Origin of the sequence: uncultured Thiocystis sp., assembly GCF_903866365.1 — a bacterium.
Classification (GTDB): Bacteria; Pseudomonadota; Gammaproteobacteria; order Chromatiales; family Chromatiaceae; genus Chromatium.
In genome coordinates, this window is record NZ_CAIPNF010000063.1 from 62,876 (window position 1) to 73,517 (window position 10,642).

At 56.0% G+C, this 10,642-nt stretch carries 13 protein-coding genes; 9 read left to right on the plus strand and 4 right to left on the minus strand.

Annotation, left to right across the window (positions count from 1 at the left end; translation table 11 throughout):
• Positions 1-146 precede the first annotated feature (146 nt).
• The gene (gene pufB / locus QZY07_RS04260; protein WP_201097150.1) at positions 147-293 is read left to right on the plus strand and encodes a light-harvesting antenna LH1, beta subunit; all 147 of its coding nucleotides are present in this window, start codon (positions 147-149) and stop codon (positions 291-293) included.
• A gap of 26 nt (positions 294-319) precedes the next feature.
• Positions 320-562, plus strand: coding sequence for a light-harvesting antenna LH1, alpha subunit (pufA, locus tag QZY07_RS04265; RefSeq protein ID WP_295400042.1), 243 nt, complete (start codon positions 320-322; stop codon positions 560-562).
• Between the two features lie 318 nt (positions 563-880).
• On the opposite strand, the gene crtY is transcribed toward pufA (QZY07_RS04265), so the two are convergent.
• A complete protein-coding gene (gene crtY, locus QZY07_RS04270) occupies positions 881-2,050 on the minus strand; it encodes a lycopene beta-cyclase CrtY (protein ID WP_295400044.1) in 1,170 nt (389 codons plus the stop codon).
• A gap of 337 nt (positions 2,051-2,387) precedes the next feature.
• Between crtY and QZY07_RS04275 the strand changes: the two genes are divergently transcribed.
• The 7 genes from QZY07_RS04275 (at position 2,388) to pufA (QZY07_RS04305) (ending at position 7,395) form a co-directional block, all read left to right on the plus strand.
• Positions 2,388-4,283, plus strand: coding sequence for an FAD-dependent oxidoreductase (locus QZY07_RS04275; protein ID WP_295400046.1), 1,896 nt, complete (start codon positions 2,388-2,390; stop codon positions 4,281-4,283).
• Between the two features lie 244 nt (positions 4,284-4,527).
• The gene (gene pufB, locus QZY07_RS04280) at positions 4,528-4,677 is read left to right on the plus strand and encodes a light-harvesting antenna LH1, beta subunit (protein ID WP_201097167.1); all 150 of its coding nucleotides are present in this window, start codon (positions 4,528-4,530) and stop codon (positions 4,675-4,677) included.
• Between the two features lie 43 nt (positions 4,678-4,720).
• The gene (pufA, locus tag QZY07_RS04285; protein ID WP_295400049.1) at positions 4,721-4,981 is read left to right on the plus strand and encodes a light-harvesting antenna LH1, alpha subunit; all 261 of its coding nucleotides are present in this window, start codon (positions 4,721-4,723) and stop codon (positions 4,979-4,981) included.
• A 262-nt stretch (positions 4,982-5,243) separates the two neighbouring features.
• The gene (locus tag QZY07_RS04290; RefSeq protein WP_295400050.1) at positions 5,244-6,362 is read left to right on the plus strand and encodes a methyltransferase; all 1,119 of its coding nucleotides are present in this window, start codon (positions 5,244-5,246) and stop codon (positions 6,360-6,362) included.
• Positions 6,363-6,733: 371 nt separating this feature from the next.
• Positions 6,734-6,877 (plus strand): light-harvesting antenna LH1, beta subunit, encoded by a 144-nt coding sequence (gene pufB / locus QZY07_RS04295; RefSeq protein ID WP_295400052.1) that lies wholly within the window; start codon positions 6,734-6,736, stop codon positions 6,875-6,877.
• 155 nt (positions 6,878-7,032) lie between these two features.
• Positions 7,033-7,176: a light-harvesting antenna LH1, beta subunit gene (pufB, locus tag QZY07_RS04300; protein ID WP_295400054.1), complete on the plus strand. Its 144-nt coding sequence runs from the start codon at positions 7,033-7,035 to the stop codon at positions 7,174-7,176.
• An 84-nt stretch (positions 7,177-7,260) separates the two neighbouring features.
• Entirely contained in the window at positions 7,261-7,395 is a 135-nt protein-coding gene (gene pufA / locus QZY07_RS04305; RefSeq protein WP_295400056.1) for a light-harvesting antenna LH1, alpha subunit, read from the plus strand.
• A 709-nt stretch (positions 7,396-8,104) separates the two neighbouring features.
• Here pufA (QZY07_RS04305) and bchZ read toward each other — a convergent pair.
• The 3 genes from bchZ to QZY07_RS04320 all read right to left on the minus strand — a co-directional run.
• The gene (bchZ, locus tag QZY07_RS04310) at positions 8,105-9,541 is read right to left on the minus strand and encodes a chlorophyllide a reductase subunit Z (RefSeq protein ID WP_295400057.1); all 1,437 of its coding nucleotides are present in this window, start codon (positions 9,539-9,541) and stop codon (positions 8,105-8,107) included.
• A gap of 401 nt (positions 9,542-9,942) precedes the next feature.
• Positions 9,943-10,116, minus strand: a complete 174-nt coding sequence (locus QZY07_RS04315) for a hypothetical protein (RefSeq protein ID WP_295400058.1) — start codon at positions 10,114-10,116, stop codon at positions 9,943-9,945.
• A partial coding sequence (locus tag QZY07_RS04320) for a type II toxin-antitoxin system VapC family toxin (protein WP_295400059.1) occupies positions 10,109-10,642 on the minus strand: 534 nt, incomplete at its 5' end. The genes QZY07_RS04320 and QZY07_RS04315, both read right to left, overlap by 8 nt.

Here is a 10,642-nt window from a genome sequence, read left to right on the forward strand (position 1 = left end):
AAGCTAGACTAACAGCCATGCATTGCTGCTGGGCCAAGTCCCGCAAGGGGTTGGAAAGAACTGATGTCAGATCCACGGCAATCTTGGTTACGCATCTCCATGAAGGGTGCGTGTTACTTAAACAGTTAGAATTGAGGATTAAGACAATGGCAGAAATGTCGAAGAATCTGTCGGGCCTGACCGATCAGCAAGCAAAAGAATTCCATGAGCATTGGAAGCACGGCACTTGGAGCTGGGTCATGATCGCTTCAGTTGTACACGTCGTCACCTGGGTCTATCAGCCCTGGTTCTAAGCTTATAACCTACTAGGAGTTTTTCGATGCAAGTACCTTATTTGTTAGCCGACCCGACCGTGACCGCTCCTAACCATCCTGAAGAGGATTGGAAAATCTGGACCGTGATCAACCCAGCAACCTGGATGGTGCCGTTCTTTGGCATCCTCTTCGTGCAGATGTGGATGATTCACAGCTACGCCCTGTCGCTGCCGGGCTATGGCTTCAAGGATTCCGTGCGCGTTGCCGCGCCTGTTGCTATCGTCGCTCCCGCGCCGCTGGCTCAGTAAGACATCGACGCCTCGTTTGGGCGGACGTCGCCATTGCCATCGCGGCATGTGACGCACCGCCCGAAGTTTTGTAAGAAATAGTGACCGTCAGCTTTATTCCCAACCGATTCCTTAACTCGCGCCAATCGGTCGCAAATCCTCGAACCAAAGCGATTTTACCGCAACGCTTCCCCGCTTTACGCCTGTGCTGAGACGTCTTTTATTCCGCTGAAGATCATCGACTGGTTTTTTCTGAATGAACCGCAGCACGACGCGGCGAGTCTTCTTGGTCACCGCGCCGCGAGCGTCAGGGAAACGCGAAGCATCCATGGACGCGCGTTAATCCGGTGGACAGGCGGCGCGCTTGCCCCATCCTTTCGGTGTCCATGGAGCGCCGACCCACATAATCCGCCACATATCGACGAGAGTCGTTTCCATGGCGAAAAAGCGGTGAACCACGTCATCCGGCAGCAGGTAAAAACGCTCCATGAGCTTGGCACGCTGCGCGTCGTGGAAAAAGCCAAACATGAGCAGGTTCAAAAAGGCAAGAAAGTGCGATTGGACACGGATATGACGCACGAGACGGCGCCAGGCCGGACCATAAACCGCGTCGATCGGAACGCTGGAAAGATGCTCGGCCAGACGCGCGGCGGCAGCCAGCGAATATCCCGTGCCCGGATTGAACCAGCCGCCGGCATAGCCTCCCTGGAGCGGTTCCCGATGTCGTGGACTGAAGGTGCTGAACGACGGCATCGGCAGCACGCCAACCTCGGTGCGCAGCACGCTCTCGATCTCGAAGCCCAAGCCCGCGGCCTCGGCGACAATTCCGTCGCGCAATGTCGCAACGTCCAGGGCGGGATCGTTCGAGAAATAAGTATCCTCGATCAGCACCCGATCCTCGGCGAATGGCAGCACATAATGAAAGCGAAACCCGTCACGTTGATCACAGCGCGTATCCATCAGGATCGGGGCAGACATGGACACTGGCTGGCGCAGACGGCACTCCAGTCCAACGAATTTCTGATAACCGCCGCCGCCGCGACGCGCGCCATTGTCCGGTCCGCGCGCATCGACCACGAGGCGGCCATGGAGGACACGGCCATCCGACAGGGTGACGCCGCGGGCGTCGCAGCTTGTCACCGCGGCGCCGGTCTCGATGCGAATATTCGCGCGCGTGGCGGCGACCTGACGAACCACCCGATCCAGTTGCTCCGAACTCATGGAACTGTAGGTGCCCTCGACCCAACGCGAGGACTCCCTGAAGTGAAGCTGGTAGCCCGGCCAGCGGTATTCGATGAGCGGAGCCGCCCAACCCATGGCGGACGCGGGAAGATCCAGCGTCTGAAAGGACCAGATGTGGTTTCCGCCCAAGGCGTCTTCACGCTCCAGCAGCAGGATTGACGCCTCGGGCTGGCGCTCGGCCAACGCCAGCAGGATCAGGGCGTTTTGCAGACCGCCACCGACCAGCAGATAGTCCGCGTCCATACGTGTATTGGAGGGCGCCTTCATCTCGCTGTATCCCCTTTGATTTTCGCATGCGATGGATGACGCAACGGCGTCATGGCTGTTTTTACTTCATCTGGACCAGGGAGCCTGAACACGAAGACATTGCAACCCGACAACTTCGCCGAGCACAAATCCAACCCTGTCGATCCTGAATCTTACTTGACGACTATCAGCGCGATTCAATGAAGGTTCAGTTTACACTAGATTAAACCGCATCCAGTGTGGCATGCGTTTTTCGATCCATATCGTCAGCGGCTTCGCGACTGATCGCTCGTCTCGCGAGCGATCGGCCCTCCGTCCGACGACAACCCGCGCCTTTTTGAAGTCGAGATCACCACTCATGAAACGTCGTCGTTTTCTCACCAATGTCGGACTCGCCGCGCTCGGTAGCACGGCCATCGGCACCCTTGGCCTCTTCGCGATCCAGCCGCGACGCACCACACTCCCCTTTGCCGCCGCCGACAATGACACGCGACCGCTGACGCCCGCGACACCGACCCGCGTCGCGGTGGTCGGCGGCGGCCTGGCGGGCATGGCCGCCGCCTATGAATTGCTCAAACGTGGTTTCGATGTCACCTTGGTGGAGCGTTCCACCAACCTGGGAGGTCGGCTCACCGGCTGGAATGTGGACGTCAATGGCGAGACCATGGCCACGGAGCACGGTTTTCATGGCTTCTTCAATCAGTATTACAACCTCAATGGCCTGCTCGATGAGCTCGGCCTGCGCGGAAATTTTAAGCCGGTCAATGACTATCCGATCCTCTTTAAGGACAAGGAAAGCGAAAGTTTCACCAATACCACCACCCTCTTCCCGTTCAATCTGCTGGCCGTCGTGAATCAGGCAAAGTCGGTCTCGATCCTGGACTTCAACAATCCTCGCGGAAAGCTGTACGAGTTGATGCGCTACGACCCGCGACAAACCTTCGAGCGGCTCGATGGGATCGACTTCAAAACCTTCTGTCGCGACATCAATCAGCCGATGGTCGACACCATCATCGAGCCCTTCGCCCACACCTCTTTTAACCAGTTCCATCAATATTCCACCGCCGAGGGGATCAAGTTCTTCCATTTTTTCTTCCTCGGCAACCCCAATGGCATGGGTTACGACCAGACCATCGACGACGCCATGACCTCGGTCGTCACGCCGCTGACACAACGGTTGATCGCCATGGGCGGCAAGATCATGGCGGGGGTCGAGGTGCAGCGCCTGGTCGAAGTGGATGGTCGCCTCGCCAAACTCGAACTCAAGCAGCCTGGGGAGATCCAGGCGCAATCACACAGCGTCGATGCCGCCGCGATCGGACGCGAATGGACCCCCTTCTGGGGTAGCCCGTCGGATCTCTACTATCTCAAGCGCGACGAGCAGGGCGAGGTCCAAGCCATCTCGGGTCGTTGCACCCACATGGGCTGCCCGGTCGGCCAGGATCCGACAACCGGCGGCTTCGCTTGCCCCTGTCATGGCGCCAAATACGATCGTCACGGCGTGCCGACCGAGGGTCCAACCCAGATTCCGCTCGTCGTCATGGACGCCACCCCGGAGGGGGAGCGGGTCAGCATTACCGCGCGCGCATCGGGTGCGGAGATTGAAGCCGACTACTTCGTGCTCGCCTGCGATGTACCTGGCTTGAAAGAAATCGTGTCTCAATCGACGCTCTCGGACGCCGCCTTCGTTCAAAGCGTGGACCGTCTTGGCGTGGCCGACCCTTATATTGTCTGGCGGATCTGGCTGGATCGGGCGATCGAGCCGCTGGACGTGCCTTTCTATACGACTAGCGGCTATCGCTTTACCGATTCGATCGCGATTTACTCCCAGTTGCAGCCGCAATACGAGGATTGGGCGCGGCGCCATCAGGGATCGGTCATCGAACTTCACGCCTACGCGGTTGAGCCAGAGAACGTGATCCCCGAGGAAGACATCAAACGGATCATGCGCGAGGAACTCGATGCCCTGATCCCCACGCTCCAAGGCGCGACGATCGTCTACGACATTTACACGATGCAGAAAAACTTCCCTCGCTGGGCACCGGGCGACCATGCCGGACGCCCAGGCGTGGAGACCCCCATCGACAACCTGTTCTTGGCGGGCGATTTCCTCCGACTCGACGTGCCCGCGAATTTGATGGAAGCCGCGACCATGACCGGTCGCATGGCTGCTAACCGAGTGCTGGCTGCCGAACAACTCCGCGAAAACCCGATTCCCGCCGTCGATCTGGTCGGCCCTCTCGTGGTTGGCTAACTCCCGGCGGGGCGGTCGCTCGACCGCCCCGTTGACAGTGATCCCGGCCACAGCCAGCGACCTTCAAATTGATGTGTAAATAAACCTTGACACAGAGCCATGTCAGGTTAAACTAACACTCAAGGCATCGCGAACAGACATTCACCGTTACATAGGGCGCCGTCGGGTGATTCGTTGAACGGGATAATTGGCGAGCCTATACTGGCCGGAACGGCTACTTAATCTTCGACTGGAGACACCTTCAATGGCTGACGTGAAAATGGCTAATCTGTCAGGTCTGACTGACGAGCAAGCGAAAGAATTCCACGAGCATTGGAAGCATGGTACCTGGAGCTGGGTGATGATCGCATCTGCGGTTCATGTCGTTACCTGGATCTATCAGCCCTGGTTCTAAGAGCCCTCAGTTCAAGAACAACCTCAAGTTAAGGAGTTATTCTATGCAAGTTCCTGTCATGTTTGCCGATCCGAACGTCCCCGCACCGAACCATCCTGAAGAAGATTGGAAAATCTGGACCGTCATTAACCCAGCTACGTGGATGGTGCCTTTCTTCGGCATCCTGTTCGTGCAGATGTGGATGGTTCATAGCTATGCCCTGTCGCTGCCGGGCTATGGCTTCAAGGATTCCGTGCGCGTGAAGACCCCTGTCGCCGTGGTTGCACCTGCTCCTGTAGCAGCGCCTGCGGCTGTCGCTCAATAAGCGACTTTGAGCCAGCAGTGCCTTGCCCCGCCCTTAAACGGTAGAGTCTCTTCCGGAAACTCTAGATAAGGCTGGGCATGAAGTTAGCCGTCTCGGCACCCCTGTGATTTATAGATCAGTTGAATCTGGGTGCCGAGGTGGCTTGTTCATATTTCGCCGTAAATCCCCCTCCCGTCGGTATCCGCGACGTATTCCTCTGATACTATAGAACACTTGCCTGAGGCCGATGGATTCCATACAGCCATAATTAGGTGAGACTTAAGTGCAGTTTTCAATCCTCGAACGTTGGCGCATCTGGCGTGACAGCAAGCTGGCAAGTCCAGAATTTCAGCGTTGGGCTGCGGATTTTCCGCTCACGCGATGGGAAGCATCACGCCGCGCCCGAGCGCTATTCGATATCACCGCCGGATTCGTTTATTCGCAGATTCTCTATGCCTGTGTCGAACTCGATCTGTTCGATCAGCTTGCCGCTGGACCTCAAACAGCCGCCGACCTGTCCGGAAGAATGGGCATGTCAACAACTGCGGCCGACCGTCTTCTGCGCGCCGCCGTAGCCGTTGATCTCCTGGAACGACGCGGTCAAGACCGGTATGGTCTCGGTCGGTTAGGCATCGCGCTACCCGGCAACCCTGGGATCGCGGCCATGGTCAAGCATCATCGGATGCTCTACCATGACCTTGACAACCCCTTGGCGCTCTTCCGCGGCGAACTCAGTGAAACCGAATTAGGTCGCTACTGGTCTTACGCTGGCTCCGCGGACCCAGCCGCCGATAGCGATCAACGGGTTGCCGAATACAGTACCTTGATGTCGGCATCGAGCGGTTTCGTGGCCGAGGATGCGCTTGACGCCTATCCGCTGCGCGAGTTTCAATGCCTGATGGATGTGGGGGGTGGAGAGGGCCGGTTCCTGCTTCAAGTCGCCAAGCGTTGGCCAGACCTCAAACTCATGCTCTTTGATCTACCGGCGGTCGTGGAACGCGCGGCCAGTCATTTCGATGATGCCGGCATGTCAGGACGAGTCGCGATTCATGGAGGCAACATCAAGGCCGATCCGCTTCCCAAGGGCGCCGACATCATCTCGCTGGTGCGCGTCATACTCGATCATAATGATGATGGCGCCATCGAGATCCTGCGCGCCGTTCGCGCTGCCCTGCCAATCGGTGGAACTCTCTTGCTGATCGAACCAATGTCCGAAACGCCGGGCGCGGAACCGGTTGGCGATGCCTATTTTGGCCTGTATCTGCTCGCCATGGGAAGTGGCCGCACCCGTCCGCCACGTGAGTTGAAAGCCATGCTAACCGAGACAGGTTTCGATAAGATCCGGCTCCTGCAAACACGCCGTCCGCTGCAAACGCGGCTGATGGTCGCGCGCGCGGCTTGAGGAGCAGGGGAGCGATCCCAGCGATCACGATGCCGCAGAAATCATTTCGTGTCAGTGTTCGCTGCCAGAGTTTGCTCTTAACCTGCCAGGATGGCTTGACGGACATAACTGTAAATTTTGATTGACAACCATATAAGTTAAGCTAGACTGACACTATGCTACCGATTCATAAAAGCGCGTTGTGGTTTGCTCTTTTGTAGACTAAGGCTAATAACGCGTTCATCGGCATGCTAGTACGGTGAAACTCGTCAGTAAAAAACGTTTCTACTGTTTACTGGCACGAAAAGGGTGAGAAATCACTCAGTCTACTCCGGACGATAATCAGTCCGGCGTGTGAATGACTCGACAATGTCACTAAGAGGCAACACCAAATGGCTAACGAAAAAAGCTTGACTGGACTAACCGACGCAGAAGCAAAAGAGTTTAATGACTTTTTTATGCAAGGCATGTCAGCGTTCATCGGTATCGCAGCCTTTGCTCATCTGCTTGCATGGTTCTGGCGTCCTTGGCTGTAATGAAACAAGTTAGTATGCAGTCAGCCGCTGGATCAGCAAACGTCTAGTACACTGATATCCCTAGACGCTGAATAGATTGCATACAATGGCCCTACCACTGGTTGATTTCGCGGTAATAGCCGTAAGGTCGATCACGCTAACTTGAGGTTAATTCCATGGCTGAAGTAAAAAGTTTGAGCGGCTTGACAGATCAAGAAGCACAGGAATTCAATGAATTCTTCATGCAAGGCATGTCCGCTTTTATAGGAGTTGCCGCATTTGCTCATTTGCTGGCATGGTTCTGGCGTCCTTGGCTCTGATTTCCAACAGGCACACTAGACTGTTTTGTCAGGCGGGATTTGCGTAGCTTTACCGAATCCCGCTTCAATTATCCGAGGCGACTCATGCACAAGATCTGGCAGTATTTTAGCCCCTCCGTCATTTTAGTGGCAATGATGGGTTTCCTATTCATTTTGGCGCTATTTATTCATTTCGTTTTATTAAGCACTGCAGAATTTAACTGGCTCGGCGGAATGTAAGTCAGTGAAATAAAGCATGATTTCAGTTGAGGCTAGACTGAAATCTGGTGAGACTGAAAAACCCCAACCGCACACATATTCGCAACTCATTGATATAATAAAATAAGCATAACTCAAATTATGCAAAAAGCAGAATCGATTCAGTTGCGGAAATGTTTGTAGTGTATTGTTTAAGCTGCGTCCAGAGTGATATGTACCGTGTTTAGTGAGCGCAAGTTCACCTGCAATCAACGGACATCGTCGCTGACGCAGCTTAAATTTTTCGATTGTTTACCCGACCCACCACGCACTCAGAGCGATCACTCTGCCTCGTCCAGTTGAAATATTGGCAAGACGATTCAGGATAAACAAGGGCGTAAAACCCAGAAAATCCTGTTAATCCTAGTCCGTCTGACAATAAAGATCTCTGGTACCAAGGCCCATTCAATGGGTGCTCAACGCACGCTGCCGTTGCTCGACCAGTTCCAGCAGCTCCAATCCGGTGCAGGCCACAATTGACGTCCGTCGGCGTGAGCCAGTGCGGAGGGGTTGCCTCGACTACCGCGTCGACCAGAAAGCGCGTCTCCGCCAGGGCAGGCGCGGAGACATAGCGCGGCGTCAGCACCACCGTGCCCAGGGGCAGAAGCAGAAAGGGGCAGGGGTTACTCAGAAACAACCCATGCCAGGCCGACAAAATTGATCGTTGGAGCAGCGCGAAACAGTCCGCCGCTCAATGCCCCTGGGCCGCGATCACCCGCTCGACGGTCACGCGATCCTCGCCCGCATTGCGCGCGGCGCGCTCGGCGGCATCCCGCAGGCGCTTGGCGGCTGAAATCCGCACCAAGACCGGCTGCGCATCGACGATCCGGTCGAAGGCCGCGCGCGCGTCCTCGTCCCAGGGAAGCTCCCGGTGCATGCGCGCCGGCGTGGGATCGACCTTATCGAGATCCGTCCCGAGCGGAATGATATTGAATAGGGCATCGAACAGGGCATTGCAGACTTCCTGCACAAGATAGGTCGCGCCGGAATAGCCCATGAACGGCGTTCCGGTATGGCGCCGGATCACCGTACCGGGAAAAGAGGCCGGGATATAGGTCGCGCGCGCGCCGATTTCGGCCAGATACATGCGTTCGTTATAACTGCCGAAAACGATCAGCGGCGTTTTGTCGCGGATCGTCTGACGGATGAGATCGTTGTCCGGCTTGACGCCCGCTTTGCGCGCGAAGGCGAACTGACAGGGCAGTCCCAGTTCGTCATCGAGAAAATGACGCAGACCGCGGGCATAGGTCTCGGTCGCGGCGACGCCGAAACTGGCGGTCCCGAAAAAGTCCTGGGTGACCGAACGCCACAGATCCCAGATGGGCTTGATGGTGGTGTGCTTTTCCTGCTCGATGAAGGGCTCGGGATCCAGTCCGAGCAGCTCGCCGAGCGTGCGCAGGAACTTGGTCGTGCTGTGCAGGCCGATCGGCGCCTGAAGGAAAGGACGCTCCAGCGCCTCGCATAGGGTCCGCCCGAACTCGCGATACAGACAGATATTCACCTCCGCGTCCGCCAGTGTCGACACCTCGTCCAGATGACTGCCCAACGGGAAGGTCAGATTGACCTCGGCGCCGATTCCCTCCACCAGCCGACGGATTTCGGCCAGATCGGACGGGGAATTGAAGGTGCCGTACATGGGGCCGATGATGTTGACGCGGGGTCGCTCGCCGGGTTGACGCGGCTTGCGCTGGGGGACGACACCCTTTTTCGGGCCAAACTGCGTCCACAACCAATAGATGGCGCGGTTGGCGCTCTGCCACTGGTCCTCGTCGATGGTGCGCGGCAGAAAGCGCAGGATATTGGTGCCTTCGGGCGTCACGCCCCCGCCGATCATCTCCGCAATGGAACCGGTCACCACCACCGCCGGACGCTTGGGATCCAGGGTTTGATAGGCGCGGCGCATCGCCTGCTCGGTCCCCTGCTGGCCGAGCTCCTCCTCGCCAAGCCCGGTCACCACCACCGGCAACTCATGCGGCGGCAGACCGTCGGTGTAATGCAGAACGGCCGTCACGGGCAGGTTTTCGCAACCCACCGGACCGTCGATGATGACCTGAAGCCCCTTGATGGCGGCAAAGGCATAGACGGAGCCCCAATAACCGCCCGCGCGGTCGAGGTCATTGATCAACATTGCAAAGCGCCCTCTCGATTCAAACCACGTCTTGACTAAGCGTGAACTTAACACCCTCGCCAGGGATCAGACTTGGCGGGATATAACACGACACTAAACGCGATTCGAATAAGTTAAAGAAATCAGATTGCAAAACCGCGTCTCCAGCGGCAAGACGCGAACCGCAGCCCCTGCAATCGATATGGGTTGCTCACGTTATCGTGTCCGACAGTGTCTCAGTAATGACTAGTTTATTGCGAGGTATGTCATGCAAACTTGGCCCGTAAAAGACGCGAAAGCGCGGTCGTGTATTTGCTTGATACGAAAAGTATTTCCGAGCATCGACGCCAGAAACCTCATGGTGCCGTCGCGTCTTGGCTTCAGAGTGTTGAAGATAAAGACTTGTTCGCTTGACAGACGTGTTAGCCTCCAGTCTTTTCTAGTAAATACTTTGGACCTGGATTCAATAAGGGCCTTTGGGATTTTGTTTCACGCTCGCGAAGAGCGGCAGCAATGCGTTTAATATCATAACCATAAGCTGCGACATGTTCTTCACGGTGTTTGCGAACTTCGTCAACAATAGGATCTTTAGTCATGACTACCTCCAAGTTCTTCTGGAGAACATAACTGAGGACATACGTAGCCAAAGGATTCCACAACCCGAACAATCGATTTCTTGGTTTCAGCATTGTTGATATGCTTAAAATTCCATGTGAGCAAATAATCCGCTCCCTGGGTTGCCGCAATCGCGATATGAAGAGCGTCGTCTTCGCTTCCTGCTGGAATTGCTTTTTGGTCAATCAGGCTTTCAGCGAGAGAAATAGCGTCGTCGGAAACGGATAAGCTGGGAATTTCCGAGACCATCGTAAGCCGAAGCTCGGATGCAGAAGCATCACCACGACCGATCTCTTCTTCCACCAACACTGAAATTCTCAGTTCAAAGCGTTCTTTCTCATTTTCCCACCAATCAAGTGTGATTGCCTGACGACCGGCAATCACAATGTCACGGCTAGGACGTGAGGCAAGGTAACTGATGACCGAAGATTCGATATAGACCACTGGTTTCATATTTTTCGATCTTCGTTGGCGCAACTTTCCGCTGGTCCCAGTCGGGGTAAGTTC

What these genes read in the sequence shown, in the direction of transcription:
- pufA (WP_295400042.1), top strand. Translation starts at nt 320, where the DNA reads ATGCAAGTACCTTATTTGTTAGCCGACCCGACCGTGACCGCTCCTAAC.
- bchZ (WP_295400057.1), bottom strand. Translation starts at nt 9,541, where the DNA reads ATGTTGATCAATGACCTCGACCGCGCGGGCGGTTATTGGGGCTCCGTC.
- pufB (WP_295400052.1), top strand. Translation starts at nt 6,734, where the DNA reads ATGGCTAACGAAAAAAGCTTGACTGGACTAACCGACGCAGAAGCAAAA.
- pufA (WP_295400056.1), top strand. Translation starts at nt 7,261, where the DNA reads ATGCACAAGATCTGGCAGTATTTTAGCCCCTCCGTCATTTTAGTGGCA.
- pufA (WP_295400049.1), top strand. Translation starts at nt 4,721, where the DNA reads ATGCAAGTTCCTGTCATGTTTGCCGATCCGAACGTCCCCGCACCGAAC.
- QZY07_RS04275 (WP_295400046.1), top strand. Translation starts at nt 2,388, where the DNA reads ATGAAACGTCGTCGTTTTCTCACCAATGTCGGACTCGCCGCGCTCGGT.
- crtY (WP_295400044.1), bottom strand. Translation starts at nt 2,050, where the DNA reads ATGAAGGCGCCCTCCAATACACGTATGGACGCGGACTATCTGCTGGTC.
- pufB (WP_295400054.1), top strand. Translation starts at nt 7,033, where the DNA reads ATGGCTGAAGTAAAAAGTTTGAGCGGCTTGACAGATCAAGAAGCACAG.
- pufB (WP_201097167.1), top strand. Translation starts at nt 4,528, where the DNA reads ATGGCTGACGTGAAAATGGCTAATCTGTCAGGTCTGACTGACGAGCAA.
- QZY07_RS04315 (WP_295400058.1), bottom strand. Translation starts at nt 10,116, where the DNA reads ATGACTAAAGATCCTATTGTTGACGAAGTTCGCAAACACCGTGAAGAA.
- pufB (WP_201097150.1), top strand. Translation starts at nt 147, where the DNA reads ATGGCAGAAATGTCGAAGAATCTGTCGGGCCTGACCGATCAGCAAGCA.